We start from the raw sequence: 14,102 nt of genomic DNA, 5'->3' as shown, positions 1-14,102 counted from the left end.
GGTCCTCGCGTCGTCGATTCGGTCGCCGTCGTATTACGACCCCGACGTCAACCCCGACGCCGCGCTCGGTCGCTGGAATTATGTGCTCGACGGCATGGTGGCAATCGGCGCACTTCCGCCCTCCGAGCGTGCGGGGATGAAATACCCGCGGGTGCCCGCGTACCGCGAGGCAGCTTCAACAGATCCGGGACCAACCGGTCTGATCAAGCGGCAGGTACTCGCCGAACTTGAATCGCTTAATATCTCCGAACAGCAGGTCCGCACCGAAGGGCTGAAGATCACCACGACGATCGACCCCAAGGTTCAGGCCGGTGTGGTGAACGCGGCGACGAGCAAACTCGAGGGTGAGCAGAAGACGACGCGAACCGCGATCGTCTCCATCGACCCCGAGACCGGCGGCGTACGCGGCTATTACGGCGGCAGCGACGGTATGGGCTGGGATCACGCTCAGGCTGGTCTGCAGACGGGGTCGTCGTTCAAGGTATTCGCACTGGTCGCGGCGTTGGAACAGGATATTCCGCTGTCTAAGGTGTACAGCTCGTCCCCATACGAGGCGACCGGCGGTCTGACCGTTAACAACTCCGACGGCGAGAGCTGCGGTTCGTGCAACCTGGCTACCGCGATGAAGATGTCGCTCAACACCGTCTACTACCGGCTAATGATGGACCTCGACGGTAAGGCACAGGCAGTCGCCGACGCCGCTCATAAGGCTGGCGTCGCGGAGAGCTTCGGCAACATCCAGCACACGTTGCAGGAGAAGAACGGTGTGCCCGAGGGTGGTGTCGTGCTGGGCCAGTATCCGTCGCGCGTGATCGATATGGCGTCGGCGTATGCGACGCTCGCCGCATCGGGTATTTACCGCGCACCGCATTTCGTGCAGAAGGTCGAGACGTCGAAGGGCGACGTGCTCTTCGACCGGCAGAAAGATCCGGGCAAGCGAGTGTTCCCCGCCAAGGTCGCCGACAACGTGACCGCTGCACTGGGTCCGGTCGCGGCGTACTCCAATGGCAACGGGCTGTCCGACGACACCTACGGCACGCGTCCGTCGGCCGCTAAAACCGGAACGGCGCAGCTGGGCGACACCGGGCAGAACAAGGATGCGTGGATGGTCGGCTACACGCCGCAGTTGTCCACCGCGGTGTGGGTCGGTACCGACAAGGGCATCGCACTCAAGAACGCATGGGGCGGCCCGATGTACGGCAGCGGTTTGCCCGCGCAGATCTGGAAAGCCGCGATGGATGAGGCGTTGCAGGGAAAGCCGATCAAGCAATTCCCCGAGCCGGCGGCCGTCGGCGGTCAGGCAGGTGTCCCCTATGAGCCGCCGCCGGTGACCTACACTCCGCCCAAGAGTCGCCAGAACGACCGGAATGGTCGGGGGGGCAATAACAACAACAATAACGACGGTGGCAGCGGCGGAAACCTGACGCTCGCGCCCGGCGTGACGATTCCGTTCCCCGGCGGCAACCCCCGGCGGGGCGGGAACTCCGGTGGGAACTCCGGCGGAAACTCGGGAGGAGATTCCAGCGGGGACAGTGGAGATACCGGTGGAAACGGTGATAATTCGGGTACCGATTGGTGATCGATACCGGCGAGCAGGCGAGCCCCGACGACATCGAGTCGCCGGGGCCGCTTGCTGCTGATCGGCGGGTCAACGGCGACCGGGAATTACCCTCGACGATCGATCCCGTTGTCGCGCCGGCCAGCTCGGTCATCGGTGGCCCGGTGGGCCGGCACGCGATCGTCGGCCGGGCGAAGTACCTGACACCTATTCGCGTGCTCTTCGCGCTCGCATTGGTTGGCCTGGCATTCGGCTGGTTCGGTAAAGCGGGGTGTCTTCAGCAGGCGCCGGTCGATACGACATCGTCGGCTCAGTCACGTACCGCCGAGGGCGGATTAGACCTCGATTGGAAGAATCAGCGGCAATTCTTCGCCCTTTGTTATTCGGACGTGGTCCCGCTCTACGGAAACGAACGGCTCGACACCGGCGCTTTTCCCTACCGCACCTATTGGATGGGTAAGGACGCCACCGGCAAAGAGGTCAAGCAGTACATGGAGTACCCGGTGCTCACCGGTGCCTTCATGTATGGCGTCGCGAAACTGACCCACTGGTGGCAGATCGGGCATGAGAAGTGGGGATTGCCGTCGGCGCTGAGCGCGGTGATGTTCTTCAATTTCGCGGCGCTCGGCTTGGCCCTGTTTTGGCTGGTCACCATTTGGGCGACTGGCCGCACAGCGCGAACTCGAATATGGGCGCCATGGCTGGCGGCGCTCTCCCCGCTGGTATTCGTGCATGTATTCACCAATTTCGACGCCATTCCGATCGCGCTGGTCGCACTCGCGATGCTGGCTTGGACGCGTTTCGAGCGCGATCAGAGTCCGTGGGCGCCATGGGTAGCCGGAGCGTGTGTCGGGCTCGGGGCGTCATCGAATTGGTATCCGGTGCTACTGCTGGTAGCCATCGGTGTTCTCGGTGGCCGTAGCCGTCAGGTGCGTCCGGTATTGGCTGCTTTTGCCGCGGCGGTAGCGGCGTGGATCGCGGTGAACGCGGCCGTACTGATTCTGTATCCGACCGGATGGTCGGAATACTTCCGCTATGACCTGACCCGGGCCGCCGAGTCGGACTCTCTGTTCGGAGTGGCCCGTGACCTCGGTGGTTTCACGTGGAACACCGGTGTACTCAACGCGCTGTCGCTGTTCCTATTGCTGATGGCGATCGTCGGAGTGGTGATCGTCGGGGTGGTCGCGCCGCGACCGCCGTCGCTGGCCCAATTGATGTTCCTGTTGGTAGCCGCCTATCTGCTCACCAACAAGGTGTGGAGCCCGCAGTACTCCCTGTGGCTGGTGCCCCTTGCCGTACTCGCGATTCCGCGGACCCGCTTGCTCATCGCCTGGATGGTCATCGACGCCCTCATTTGGATACCCCGGATGTCGCAGTATCTCGATCCCGACCGGATGTGGCTGACATCGCAGTGGTTCACCCTCGCGGTACTGATCCGCACCGGCATGGTGATCGCGCTATGCGTGGTGGTGATCTCCGACGTATTGCAGCTCGACACCAGGCGATTGGCGAAATGGGTTCCCGACGCCGGAAAACTGGATCTCGCCAGAGCGCGGCAGTAGGGCCCGAATCAGCCCAGGCGCGTCGACAACCGAGCCTTCGCCGCTGGCCAGTCGTCGTCGGTCATCGCGTACAGCGCGGTCGTGCGCCAGCCGTCGCCGAATCGTCGGTGTTTGCGGAGCAACCCTTCAAATGATGCGCCGAGTTTGGCGATCGCCGCTCGCGACTGCGCATTGTTCTCGTGGGTATGCCACACCACTCGGACGGCGCCGCATGTCTCGAAAACATGGTGCAGCAGAAGGTATTTCGACGCCGGATTAACCATGGTTCCTTGAGCTGACTCGGTGTAGAAGGTGTAGCCGATCGCCAGCGACAGATTCTGTTGGTCGATGTCGTAGTAGCTCGTTGATCCCACGATGGTGCCGGTCGACTCGTCGATGACGGCGAATGCTTGTCTGCGTTCGTCGGCCAACGCGGCCTCGATATAGCCGAGCGCATCGGCCCGGTTGAGGGGCACCCCCGGTGACCATTTGAAGAGCTCAGGATTGCTGACCAAGGACCCCAGTGCATCGGCGTCGCCAATTGCCAAGGGACGCAACGTAACCCCGACACGGGAAAATGTCGGCGAGCCGAGCCACGTCATGCGCGAGCCAATGCGTCGTCGGTGAGGTCGGCGTCGGCAAGCTCAATAGGTTTGGGGCGCAAGATCATCGACGCCAGCGGTTCGCGGAAGCCGGCAACTACGAACGCATAGATCAAGTACACCAATAGGATTGACTGCACCCATACGCCGAAGTTGACGCCGCCGATGACCCACCACTTCATTTCGGCGCCGGAGTTCATAATGCCGAACAGGCGGAAGATGGTCATATCGAGAATGCCATTGGCGATGATGTAGGCCGCGACAACCTGCCAGCGGATCTGCAGCAATACGAAGAAGGGCAGGAGCCAGAGGACGTACTGCGGTGAGTTGACCTTGTGGAAGACCATGAACCCGGCGAGCATCGCGGCTGCGACGCCGACCCACGGGAAGATTCCGCGACGCTGATAAACGCGCCAACCCAGGTACATCGCGACGCACCAGGCGCCGAGGATCAGCAGCGGAGACAAGATGCCGACCAGGGTGTTGTAGGTGTCGATGTTGTTGCGGCCCACAATGAATCGAAAACCCCAATGCCAAATGGAGTTGGTGTCCACTTCGGCGCGACGCTTGCCCTGGAATGTCATCGCGGCTTTCCAGCCGTCGAAACCGGCGATCATGAATGGGAGTTGGACCAGTATTACGGTGATCGCGGCGGTCGCCATCACCCATGCCGCACCTACCCAATCGAGGGCCCTGCGCGCCGGCGACGAGCCAGCGGTGAGGACGTAGGCGGCAAGCGGCAGCACAAAGAATCCGGGATAGAGCTTGAGGCAGAACCCTAGCGCGAGGAGGATTGATGCCAGTATCGCGCTGGTGCGCAACGACATTCGTCGTTCACCCGACGTCGGCGAAATGGTTGAACCCCACACCATGACCGCGACGGCGGCGACCGAGGTGAATACGACCGGCAGTTCCCAGTTGTGGAACGCGTAGAGCACTAACGGTCCGGTCGCCGCCCACAGCAGCACCCACCAGCGGGTCATGAGGGCGAGCATGATGGTGATCGCGAGGGCGAACGGCACTAGGAGCCACACGGTGTGGGTGAAGAACGCGGTATCGGTATGCGCGCCAATCGCACCCAGCCACATCATCATCCCGGACAGCACCGGGTATTCGACCGAGCCGCCGAAGAGATGGCCGCTCGCGTCAATGCCGCCGTTGACGTAGGGGAAGACGTGGTTATTGATGTCGCGTCCAACCCAGAGGAACATGATGTCGGAGTAGCAGGGGATCGCGGAATCGGGATTGCCAACCGGCCAATGGTGACTGCGGCCATCGGCACCGAATGGCGGGCCGCCGCAAGCGACCTTCGCATAGTAACTCCACACGAGTGCGTAACCGGTGATGAGCAGCGAGTTCAGGAGTACAAGCGCCTCGGCGCCGCGGCCCGCGAGGTATGCGCTCATTCGGGCACCGGGCCTGGTCGGGGCCAGTTGTGGACGCAGCTCAGACATGGCCTACAGATTAGGTGGTGGCGGGTGCTGTGAGCCAATCGCCTGAGGCATTCCGCTCGCTAGGCCGAGTGTCCGAACGCATCTTCATGCCATTGGCCGATCGAGTCGGCGACGCTGCGGCCGGTTACTCGTTGTATCGCCGATTTCCCAGGTCACGGGTGCGTCGTGTATCTTGGAGCGGTTGCCGACGCAGGCGACCCTCCTGCCGCGGACAGTCCGCGGCCGACCTAGCCCATAGGAGGTGATGTGGTCTTATGCGTCACTACGAATTGATGGTCATCCTCGATCCAAGCTTGGACGAACGTACCGTCGCACCCTCACTCGATACTTTTCTCAATGTTGTCCGCACAGATGGCGGCAAAGTTGATGGAGTCGATATCTGGGGCAAGCGCCGTCTTGCCTACGAGATTGCCAAGCACAGCGAAGGCATCTACGCGGTCATCGACCTGAACGCGGAACCCGCAACGGTCAGCGAGCTCGATCGTCAGCTCAAACTGAACGAATCGGTGCTGCGCACCAAGGTCCTGCGTAAGTGATCTTGCGTCCGCCGGGAACCAAACGCAGCCCTGCTGCGTCCAAGTTCGCAGCGGATGTCGGTGCCGATGCTTAGGCTGGAGTTCGACTCCAACCCAATCGGTGCAGTCGAGATATCGAGTGCCCACTTCACAACCCGCTAGAGCGAGGGGAAACACATGGCAGGCGAAACAGTCATCACCGTTGTTGGCAACCTGACCGCCGACCCGGAATTGCGGTTCACACCGTCCGGAGCAGCAGTCGCCAACTTCACGGTTGCATCGACGCCACGCACCTTCGATCGTCAGACCAATGAATGGAAAGACGGCGAAGCACTGTTCATGCGTTGCAATATCTGGCGCGACGCCGCCGAGAATGTCACCGAAAGCCTCACCAAGGGCTCGCGCGTGATTGTCTCCGGCCGGCTGCGTCAGCGTTCGTTCGAAACCCGCGAGGGTGAGAAGCGCACGGTTGTGGAACTCGAAGTCGACGAGATCGGTCCCTCGTTGCGTTACGCCACCGCGAAGGTCAATCGAGCTTCGCGCGGAGGCGGTAATGGCGGCGGCGGATTCGGTGCGCCAAGCGGCGGCGGTGCGAACCGCGGTGGCGGCGGATCGGGTCAACCGGCCGCGGCTGAAGATCCCTGGGGCAGCGCCCCGGCATCGTCGGGATCATTCGGCGCGAACAACGACGAACCACCCTTCTAAAGAGATTTCCGGATCACCCGCCGCGGTGTCCGGGCCCTAACTGGAGCATTACATGGCAAAGCAAAAAGGACGGAAGGTCCGCGTCGAAAAGGTCACCAAGACCAAGGCGTGCACCTTCTGCAAGGACAAGAAGAACGACATCGACTACAAGGACACCGCGCTGCTGCGTCGGTTCCTGTCGGACCGCGGCAAGATCCGTTCGCGTCGCGTGACTGGTAACTGCGTGCAGCACCAGCGTGACGTAGCGGTTGCCGTCAAGAACTCGCGTGAGGTGGCTTTGCTGCCCTTCACCTCGACCGGTCGATAAGCGGAAGGGATCAGAATAATGAAACTCATCCTCACCGCCGCTATCGAGAAGCTCGGTGTCGCTGGCGACACCGTCGAGGTCAAAGACGGTTACGGCCGTAACTACCTGCTGCCCCGCGGTCTGGCCATCAAAGCCACCCGTGGCGCCCAGAAGCAGGTTGAAGGCATCCGCCGCGCGCAGGAAGCCCGCGAAGTTCGCGGTGTCGAGCACGCCAATGAGCTGAAGCAGGCCCTCGAGGGTCTGGAAAACGTCTCGCTCGGTGTGAAGACCCACGACTCGGGCAAGCTGTTCGGCTCGGTTACCGCAGCCGACGTTGCCGGTGCCATCAAGAAGGCCGGCGGCCCGTCCGTCGACAAGCGCACGGTTGATCTGCCCAAGGGGCATATCAAGGCCACCGGTACCTACCCGGTCGTCATCGACCTGCACACTGGCGTCTCGGCCAAGCTGAACCTGGCTGTCGTCGCGGAGTAAGTCTGTTTGTTAGTGGAGAACCGCCGCCCGGCAATATCGGGCGGCGGTTTTCGTTTGGGCGGGGTTGAAGTCTGCGTCGTGAAGCCAGGTGAGGGAGATGTTCCCTCGACGCCGGCCACAGTGCAGTTTGCAGCCAACATCCCCCGACGACACCAAGGCAAGCTGACCATTCGTGTCAACGAATGGCCAGCTTGCCCAGGAGACTTCGGGGAATCTCCGATCACGCCAGCGAGCTCTTGTTGTACAGCCGCATCGACCACACATACCCGACGACGCTGAGCCCGACGCACCACAGGACCGTTTCAAGTGCGTTGTTGCCCATCGGTGTGCCCAGCAGTAGGGCGCGCACGGTTTCGATGAACGGGGTAAAAGGCTGATGTTGTGCGAACCACGCGATTGCTGACGGCATCGAATCGGTCGGGACAAAGCCGCTGGATAGGAACGGGAGGAGGAGCAGGATCATCGGAGTGTTACTGGCCGACTCGACGCTCTTCGCCGCGATGCCCATTCCGACGGCGAGCCACGTGATCGCCAGGGCGACGAGCGCGAGGGTGCCGAGCGCGGCGATGAGGCTGCCGATGTCGGTCGACGTCCGGAATCCGAGAGCCACCGCAACTACGAAAACCACGACAACCGAAATAAGTGTCTGCGCCACCGCTCCGATGACATGTCCGGTCAAAACCGAAGCCCGCGAGATCGCCATCGTGCGAAACCGCGCGACGATTCCTTCGCGCATATCCATCGCCACACTGATGGCCGTTCCCTGTGCGCTCATGACGATCGCGATCAGCAGGATGCCCGGTACCACATAGCGTAGGTAGGCGGCAGTTCCCGTATCCGCACTGGGAGCAGAACCTGTTGCGCCCGTTGGCAATCCGTTTCCTAGAGTGCCGCCGAACACATACACGAAGATCAGCAGCAAGATAACCGGAGTGCCGATGGTCAAGACGGTGAGGACTGGATAGCGAAGCATATGACGCAAGTTGCGGCGCAGCATCGTGTTCGAGTCGGTCACGGTGTGGGTAAAGGTTGTCATCGCGAAACCTCCTGGGTCGCAGTCGAAGTGGAACCGGTAAGAGCGAAGAACACATCGTCGAGATTCGGGGTGCCGATGGACAAATCGTCGACGCGGGCCGTCGCGTCGAGCCGGTCGACGATGGCTTTGACCGAAGCGAAGCTGCCGTCGCTGTCGATGGTGAGGGTCAGTGCGTCCGAGTCGTCGTGACCGATCTCGCCGGGCCGAGGACCCAGGCCCGCGAGTTGCCGGCGTGCGGAGTCTCGTGCGTCAGAGTCCGAAAAGCGAAGTCGTACATGGCCTCCCGGCACCAGCCGTTTCAAATCGGCGGGAGATCCTTGGGCGGCGACCCGGCCGTCGTTGAGGACCGCGATACGATCGGCCAATTGGTCGGCCTCTTCCAGGTACTGCGTGGTGAGGAAGATGGTCATACCGTCGTCGACCAGAGATCGCACGATCTCCCACATGGTGGCGCGGCTACGTGGATCAAGCCCGGTTGTCGGCTCGTCGAGAAAGATAATGCTTGTGCCACTGGGGTTTTCGCCGGACGCGCCGCCGCCGACCAATGTCATCGCAAGATCGAGCCGACGGCGCATGCCGCCGGAGTAACTGGCCAGCGGTTTGCTGGCCGCGTCAGCGAGGTCGAACCGTTCGAGTAGTTCCTCGACCCGAGCTCGCCCGAGCTTCTTAGGTAGGTGGCGGAGATCGGCCATCAGTTGAAGGTTCTCGCGGCCCGTAAGCAAGCTGTCGACAGCGGCGAACTGTCCGGTGAGACCGATTGAATCGCGGACCGAATCAGCTTGTGTGACAACGTCGTAGCCAGCGACTCGGACGGTTCCGGCGTCGGGGCGCAGGAGTGTGGAGCAAATGTGAACCAGCGTGGTCTTACCGGCACCATTGGGGCCGAGTAGTGCGAAGACGGTGCCGGCGTCGACGCTGAGGTCGATTCCGTCGAGAACGGTCTTGTCGCCGAAGGACTTTCGCAATTGATCTATCTGAATAGCCGTTGTCATGATGCTTCCTTTGTGAAGTTGGAACGAGTGCGGGTGACGGTGATGTTGCCGAAACTGGTGTGGGCGCGTACCTCCACGGTGTCGTCATCGGAGCCGGGGGTGGTGGACGGAGTTAGTTCGTTGTGGAACTGTCCGTAGTCGGAGTTGACGTCGAGCCAGGCGGCCGTTCCGTCGTGAATGCCTATTTCGATTGCACCGTAGGAACTTTCAGCGGTAACCGCGCCCCGCCGAACCTCGCGTATCGCGGTACGCCCGTGTGCGGTCTTGACTCCGACGGAGTCCAGCGCGTGGTCGACGTCGATAGCGCCGTATGCGCCGCGGATCTGCAGTGCGCCGCGCACGGTACCGAGGGAGATGTCACCATAACTGGCCTTCACGGCCAGTGTGCCCGCGACTTCGCGTAGCCGGACCGCTCCGTAACTAGCAGTCACCGTCGCGTCGCCGGCAACCGATCCGGCTGTGACTGATCCCGAATTCGATTTCACCGTGAGCGTGGCGGTCGACTCAGCGTCGAGGTCGGCGTGAGAAATATCGAGGACGCACGAGCCCAGTGTGCCTTCGGAACGGATGCTGCCAACTCCGAGAGAGCCGGTAATGCTTGTGCCGGAAGGGATCTCAATGATGATGTCGACGGCGTCGGGCGAGCCGAATGGGGTGAAGGTCCGCCACGAGCGGGTGCTGTGAATGCGCAGCCTGTTGCCGGTGAGAGTCGCGGTGGTTTGTTCGGCCGCACGCGTCGACGACGCCTTGCCCGGAAGCTGCGGACGGATGGTGACATCGGCGTCGTCGCGATCAGAGGCAATGATGCGTACGTCGCCGATGGTCAGGTCGAGCTCGACGGTAAGCGGCCCGGTTAGTGGATAAGTAGTCATCGTAATTCCTTGGCGTAGAGAGGATTTGGGGGTAGTGGGAGGTCAGCGCACCCAGCCGGTGAAGTTTGAACCGGAGTCGCGACGGGGGGCTGGTGTGATGGTGGTCGCGGTGTCGAGTGCGGTAGCGACGGCTCGGACGAGCCAGTTGTTCACTGATACGCCCTCGTTTGCGGCGGCGGCTTCGGCACGTTGCTTGAGGTGATCGGGCAAGCGAAGGGTGACGCGCGCGGTGGTGCCGTCGTCTGCGACATCGGGGCTCACGGATTTCGCGGTGGTGATGACGTCGTCGCTTGGCGCTGTCGGTGTGGGTGGCGCGGTGACAACGAACTCGGGATCGCGTCCGTGCAGTCGGACCTCGACCGAGCCAGGCGCGAGCTCACTTGTGATCTCACCGGCCGCGGTGGACAGGGCGTCGAGCAGGACGAGGCGAACAGCGGAGTCGAGCGAGGCGGTCAGTCGCTCGCCGAGATCACGGGCTTCGTCTCCGCCCGCCGCCGCGGCGACGGAGAGTTGGTTGCGAAGGTCATCGACATATCCGGAAAGTTGCATGACGTCAGTGTGGCGTCATGGTGACGTCATTGTCAAGAAACTCGATGTTTTAGCAGGTCGGCACGGGTGCTTGAGGTGCGAATCCGAGGGTCGATCAATTCATGCTGACGTCGCGGTGACGTCATGATGCCGCTACTTTGGCGGCGAAAAACTCAGCGGCAGTTGGTTCCAGTACCGCAGTCGCGGTGGTAGATAACGCGGTGCCGGGTTGGCGTTGTGTGCGGTATCGCCCGATGGGTAGAAGAATTTGTGCCAGGCGCGGGTAAAGATGATGGCGCGGGCGCCGGTGGTGCAGGCGACGACGTTGGGTCGCGGGACGGTACATGTCGTCCCACCGACGGTGAGCCGTTTGCCGACGCCCAACGTGGGGGGTCGGAATCCCGACGTCGGAGTGAGCTGGGTGTCCGGGCCGAAGATTCCCTTTGGAGTCACCCACCACGGGCCCTGTTGATCGCCGGTGATGATGGCGCCCTGGGTGCCGGGCGGCGCCGTCGCGGGGGTGCCCTTGCAGCTGACATACCGATACGACGGCCCGAACGAACAGAGCCATTGTCCGGCCGTGAAGAAGCTGCGGCCGTTGTCGGAGTAAGCCAGCGAGCGGTACTTCGTCGGATTCACCGGCTGATAGCGAGCGAGGTCGAATTCTACGGGCAGACTCGGTCCGGAAGGTGCCGCGGTCGCCGCGCCGACGCCGAGCGTCGTGAACGACGCCGCGACTAGAAACGCCGCCGCGGTACGGCGCAGAACGCTCATCAAGCGGGTTGTCATTAGTGATCCTTCCGATCCGCCCGACTTTTGGCACATACCGAACCATTGCACCACGCCGCCGCCCGTTCGAGTGCGTGAAATAGTGAATCGGCGATGCTCGGACGCGTCCGATTCGCCGGTAACGCGATGTTCACCCAGTCGTTGAGTTAAGTCAGTTGCATGTGCAATTCGACACGCCCGACCTTCGCAATCGTCCGACACGCCGAGAGAACCGAAAATTCTCTCCTGTGTATAGAAAATAGCCGCTTTACCTGCGGCTTTGAAACAACATTCCACAGAAGTTCCCAAGTTACCCACAGGTGGTCAACAAGCGCTCCTGCGCTGTGCCCAAACACTCCACATCTTGTTCACAAAGTTATCCACACCGGGGTTTGAGTGATCTGTATCGGAGCTTTATCGTTCGGGGTCGCGGTAGGTGCAGACGTCGGGGCTCGCCTGTCATAGGTCGAAGGTATGACAAAGGAGTCCGACGTGAACGCGGCATCGGGTGGACATTTCGCGTGAGAGGTAAGACGGACTTGGCAGTAGTCGACGACCGGGGCCATGACGAGGCTCCAGCGGAGATGCCAGCTGAAGAATTCGGCCGGCAGCCGCCGCAAGACATGGCAGCTGAGCAATCGGTGCTCGGCGGAATGATGCTGTCCAAAGACGCGATCGCAGACGTCTTGGAGAAACTTCGGCCCGGCGACTTCTATCGCCCCGCTCATCAGGCTGTATACGACGCGATCTTGGAGCTCTACGGAAAGGGCGAGCCGGCCGACGCCGTCACGGTGGCGGCCGAGTTGGAACGCGCGGGCGAACTGAAACGGGTCGGCGGTGCGCCGTATCTGCACACGCTCATTTCGACGGTGCCGACCGCGGCCAACGCCGGGTATTACGCCGAGATCGTCGCCGAGAAATCGATCCTGCGACGCCTGGTCGAAGCAGGCACCCGCATCGTGCAGTTCGGCTACGCCGGCAGCGACGGGCAGGACGTCGCCGAGGTGGTCGATCGCGCGCAGGCGGAGGTTTACGAGGTCACCGAGCGCAACACCTCTGAGGACTACGTCGCACTCGAGGAATTGCTTCAGCCGACGATGGACGAGATCGACTCCATCGCTTCGCGGGGCGGAATCTCGCTTGGCGTGCCGACCGGCTTCGCCGACCTTGATCGGCTGACCAACGGGTTGCATGCCGGACAGATGATCATTGTCGCGGCCCGGCCGGGTGTGGGTAAGGCACTCGCACTTGATACACCGCTGCCTACGCCCACCGGGTGGACCACGATGGGCACCATCGCGGTCGGGGAACAGTTGCTCGACGCCCGGGGGCGCCCCACGACCGTGGTCGCGGCAACCGAAGTCATGACCGAGCGGCCCTGCTACGAGGTGGAGTTCTCCGACGGTGCAGTTCTGATCGCAGACGAGGAGCATCAGTGGGTCGCGGAGATTGACGGCGAGCGTGACGTGATGACTACCGCGGCGTTGCGCTCGAAGGTCGGCAAGGCTGTCGTACGCAATACCGCACCTTTGGAGTTGCCGAATCGCCGCTATGTCTACGGCCCGTATACCGTTGCGGCACTTGCCGGTATGGCCTTCGACGACCCGGAGATCGGGATGCGGATCGACGCCGAGGGCCCGGTCGACGTGATGACGTTGATGGCCGACCTGGGCGGTCGGATCCCGTTTGAATATCTCCGCGGATCGATCGCGCAACGTCGGGCGCTACTTGCCGGCTTGCTTGACGCGCGGGCGATTGTTGAGGACGACGGGTGGATTACGGTACCCGCGGCCACGCGACACATGACCGACGTGGTAGCGGATCTCGCTGCGGGACTTGGCTATACATATCGAGTGTCGGCGACCGGTTGGGTTCGCGTAGACGCCGACGATGATGTATTTACGTTGCACCACAAGGCGATTCGACACAAGGAGTTGCGTCGCGCGTCCGGGGTGCGGCGCATAGTGGCGATCCGCCAGGTTGATTCTGTGCCGGTGCGCTGTGTGCAGGTGGACAACGCGGATGCGATGTATCTCGCGGGCGAATCGATGGTGCCGACCCACAATTCGACGCTGGCGATGGACTTCTTGCGGTCGTGCTCGATTCATAACGGTAAGACCAGCGCGATGTTTTCCCTTGAGATGAGCAAGACCGAGATCGTCATGCGACTGCTCTCGGCAGAAGCGAAAATCAAACTGGCCGACATGCGTTCGGGGTCGATGACCGACGACGACTGGTCACGACTGGCCCGGCGCATGGGTGAGATCTCCGAAGCGCCACTGTTTATCGACGATTCGCCCAACCTCACCATGATGGAGATCCGCGCGAAGGCTCGGCGATTGAAACAGCGGCACGACCTGTCGCTGGTCGTCATCGACTATATGCAGCTGATGACGTCGGGCAAAAAGGTCGAGTCTCGCCAGCAGGAAGTCTCCGAGTTCTCGCGCTCAATTAAGTTGCTAGCCAAGGAACTTGAGGTTCCTGTGGTGGCGATCTCGCAGCTCAACCGTGGTCCGGAACAGCGAACCGACAAGCGGCCTCAGGTCTCGGACCTTCGTGAGTCGGGTTCGCTGGAGCAGGATGCCGACATGGTGATCCTGCTCCACCGGCCCGACTCGATCGAGCGCGATGATCCGCGTGCCGGTGAAGCCGACATCATCGTCGGCAAACACCGTAACGGTCCGACCGCGACGATCACCGTCGCGCATCAGTTGCATCTGTCGCGGTTCGTCGATATGGCCCGGGGGTAGGCG

Annotated in this window: 14 protein-coding genes; 7 read left to right on the top strand and 7 right to left on the bottom strand. The window is 62.1% G+C overall.

What is annotated here, in order from left to right; translation table 11 throughout:
- Both GOEFS_RS16150 and GOEFS_RS16145 read left to right on the top strand, forming a co-directional pair.
- On the top strand, positions 1-1,579 hold a 1,579-nt coding region (locus GOEFS_RS16150), incomplete at its 5' end, for a transglycosylase domain-containing protein (protein WP_007319006.1).
- The gene (locus GOEFS_RS16145; protein ID WP_007319005.1) at positions 1,576-3,120 is read left to right on the top strand and encodes a glycosyltransferase family 87 protein; all 1,545 of its coding nucleotides are present in this window, start codon (positions 1,576-1,578) and stop codon (positions 3,118-3,120) included. The genes GOEFS_RS16150 and GOEFS_RS16145, both read left to right, overlap by 4 nt.
- Before the next feature lie 8 nt (positions 3,121-3,128).
- On the opposite strand, the gene GOEFS_RS16140 is transcribed toward GOEFS_RS16145, so the two are convergent.
- Together GOEFS_RS16140 and GOEFS_RS16135 are read right to left on the bottom strand one after the other, a co-directional pair.
- Positions 3,129-3,701 carry a GNAT family N-acetyltransferase gene (locus tag GOEFS_RS16140; protein WP_007319004.1) on the bottom strand — a complete coding sequence of 191 codons (573 nt, stop codon included), beginning with the start codon at positions 3,699-3,701 and terminating at the stop codon, positions 3,129-3,131.
- Positions 3,698-5,155 (bottom strand): glycosyltransferase family protein, encoded by a 1,458-nt coding sequence (locus tag GOEFS_RS16135; protein WP_007319003.1) that lies wholly within the window; start codon positions 5,153-5,155, stop codon positions 3,698-3,700. Before GOEFS_RS16135 ends, GOEFS_RS16140 begins: the two co-directional genes overlap by 4 nt.
- Before the next feature lie 254 nt (positions 5,156-5,409).
- Between GOEFS_RS16135 and rpsF the strand changes: the two genes are divergently transcribed.
- The 4 genes from rpsF to rplI all read left to right on the top strand — a co-directional run bounded on the left by rpsF (position 5,410) and on the right by rplI (position 7,153).
- Positions 5,410-5,691 (top strand): 30S ribosomal protein S6, encoded by a 282-nt coding sequence (gene rpsF, locus GOEFS_RS16130; RefSeq protein WP_007319002.1) that lies wholly within the window; start codon positions 5,410-5,412, stop codon positions 5,689-5,691.
- Between the two features lie 156 nt (positions 5,692-5,847).
- Positions 5,848-6,375: a single-stranded DNA-binding protein gene (locus GOEFS_RS16125; protein WP_007319001.1), complete on the top strand. Its 528-nt coding sequence runs from the start codon at positions 5,848-5,850 to the stop codon at positions 6,373-6,375.
- Positions 6,376-6,427: 52 nt separating this feature from the next.
- Positions 6,428-6,682 carry a 30S ribosomal protein S18 gene (gene rpsR / locus GOEFS_RS16120; RefSeq protein WP_007319000.1) on the top strand — a complete coding sequence of 85 codons (255 nt, stop codon included), beginning with the start codon at positions 6,428-6,430 and terminating at the stop codon, positions 6,680-6,682.
- 18 nt (positions 6,683-6,700) lie between these two features.
- Complete coding sequence (gene rplI, locus GOEFS_RS16115; RefSeq protein WP_007318999.1) at positions 6,701-7,153, top strand: 50S ribosomal protein L9; 453 nt, start codon at positions 6,701-6,703, stop codon at positions 7,151-7,153.
- A gap of 220 nt (positions 7,154-7,373) precedes the next feature.
- Here rplI and GOEFS_RS16110 read toward each other — a convergent pair whose 3' ends face one another.
- The 5 genes from GOEFS_RS16110 to GOEFS_RS16090 all read right to left on the bottom strand — a co-directional run bounded on the left by GOEFS_RS16110 (position 7,374) and on the right by GOEFS_RS16090 (position 11,370).
- A complete protein-coding gene (locus GOEFS_RS16110) occupies positions 7,374-8,189 on the bottom strand; it encodes an ABC transporter permease (protein ID WP_007318998.1) in 816 nt (271 codons plus the stop codon).
- Positions 8,186-9,181 carry a daunorubicin resistance protein DrrA family ABC transporter ATP-binding protein gene (locus tag GOEFS_RS16105; RefSeq protein WP_007318997.1) on the bottom strand — a complete coding sequence of 332 codons (996 nt, stop codon included), beginning with the start codon at positions 9,179-9,181 and terminating at the stop codon, positions 8,186-8,188. The genes GOEFS_RS16110 and GOEFS_RS16105 overlap by 4 nt, the downstream gene beginning before the upstream one ends.
- Positions 9,178-10,053 (bottom strand): DUF4097 family beta strand repeat-containing protein, encoded by an 876-nt coding sequence (locus GOEFS_RS16100; RefSeq protein WP_007318996.1) that lies wholly within the window; start codon positions 10,051-10,053, stop codon positions 9,178-9,180. The genes GOEFS_RS16105 and GOEFS_RS16100 overlap by 4 nt, the downstream gene beginning before the upstream one ends.
- 42 nt (positions 10,054-10,095) lie before the next feature.
- Positions 10,096-10,602, bottom strand: coding sequence for a toxin-antitoxin system HicB family antitoxin (locus tag GOEFS_RS16095; RefSeq protein ID WP_007318995.1), 507 nt, complete (start codon positions 10,600-10,602; stop codon positions 10,096-10,098).
- Between the two features lie 132 nt (positions 10,603-10,734).
- Positions 10,735-11,370, bottom strand: coding sequence for a hypothetical protein (locus GOEFS_RS16090; protein WP_040525291.1), 636 nt, complete (start codon positions 11,368-11,370; stop codon positions 10,735-10,737).
- Between the two features lie 518 nt (positions 11,371-11,888).
- On the opposite strand from GOEFS_RS16090, the gene dnaB reads away from it, so the two are divergent.
- Positions 11,889-14,099, top strand: coding sequence for a replicative DNA helicase (gene dnaB, locus GOEFS_RS16085; RefSeq protein ID WP_040525290.1), 2,211 nt, complete (start codon positions 11,889-11,891; stop codon positions 14,097-14,099).
- Positions 14,100-14,102: the final 3 nt, after the last annotated feature.

It is taken from the genome of Gordonia effusa NBRC 100432 (genome assembly GCF_000241305.1).
Lineage (GTDB): Bacteria > Actinomycetota > Actinomycetes > Mycobacteriales > Mycobacteriaceae > Gordonia > Gordonia effusa.
This window is presented reverse-complemented; position numbering and strand designations above follow the sequence as displayed.

What these genes read in the sequence shown, in the direction of transcription:
- rpsR (WP_007319000.1), top strand. Translation starts at nt 6,428, where the DNA reads ATGGCAAAGCAAAAAGGACGGAAGGTCCGCGTCGAAAAGGTCACCAAG.
- GOEFS_RS16140 (WP_007319004.1), bottom strand. Translation starts at nt 3,701, where the DNA reads ATGACGTGGCTCGGCTCGCCGACATTTTCCCGTGTCGGGGTTACGTTG.
- GOEFS_RS16135 (WP_007319003.1), bottom strand. Translation starts at nt 5,155, where the DNA reads ATGTCTGAGCTGCGTCCACAACTGGCCCCGACCAGGCCCGGTGCCCGA.
- rpsF (WP_007319002.1), top strand. Translation starts at nt 5,410, where the DNA reads ATGCGTCACTACGAATTGATGGTCATCCTCGATCCAAGCTTGGACGAA.
- GOEFS_RS16095 (WP_007318995.1), bottom strand. Translation starts at nt 10,602, where the DNA reads ATGCAACTTTCCGGATATGTCGATGACCTTCGCAACCAACTCTCCGTC.
- GOEFS_RS16125 (WP_007319001.1), top strand. Translation starts at nt 5,848, where the DNA reads ATGGCAGGCGAAACAGTCATCACCGTTGTTGGCAACCTGACCGCCGAC.
- rplI (WP_007318999.1), top strand. Translation starts at nt 6,701, where the DNA reads ATGAAACTCATCCTCACCGCCGCTATCGAGAAGCTCGGTGTCGCTGGC.
- GOEFS_RS16100 (WP_007318996.1), bottom strand. Translation starts at nt 10,053, where the DNA reads ATGACTACTTATCCACTAACCGGGCCGCTTACCGTCGAGCTCGACCTG.
- GOEFS_RS16090 (WP_040525291.1), bottom strand. Translation starts at nt 11,370, where the DNA reads ATGACAACCCGCTTGATGAGCGTTCTGCGCCGTACCGCGGCGGCGTTT.
- GOEFS_RS16105 (WP_007318997.1), bottom strand. Translation starts at nt 9,181, where the DNA reads ATGACAACGGCTATTCAGATAGATCAATTGCGAAAGTCCTTCGGCGAC.
- GOEFS_RS16110 (WP_007318998.1), bottom strand. Translation starts at nt 8,189, where the DNA reads ATGACAACCTTTACCCACACCGTGACCGACTCGAACACGATGCTGCGC.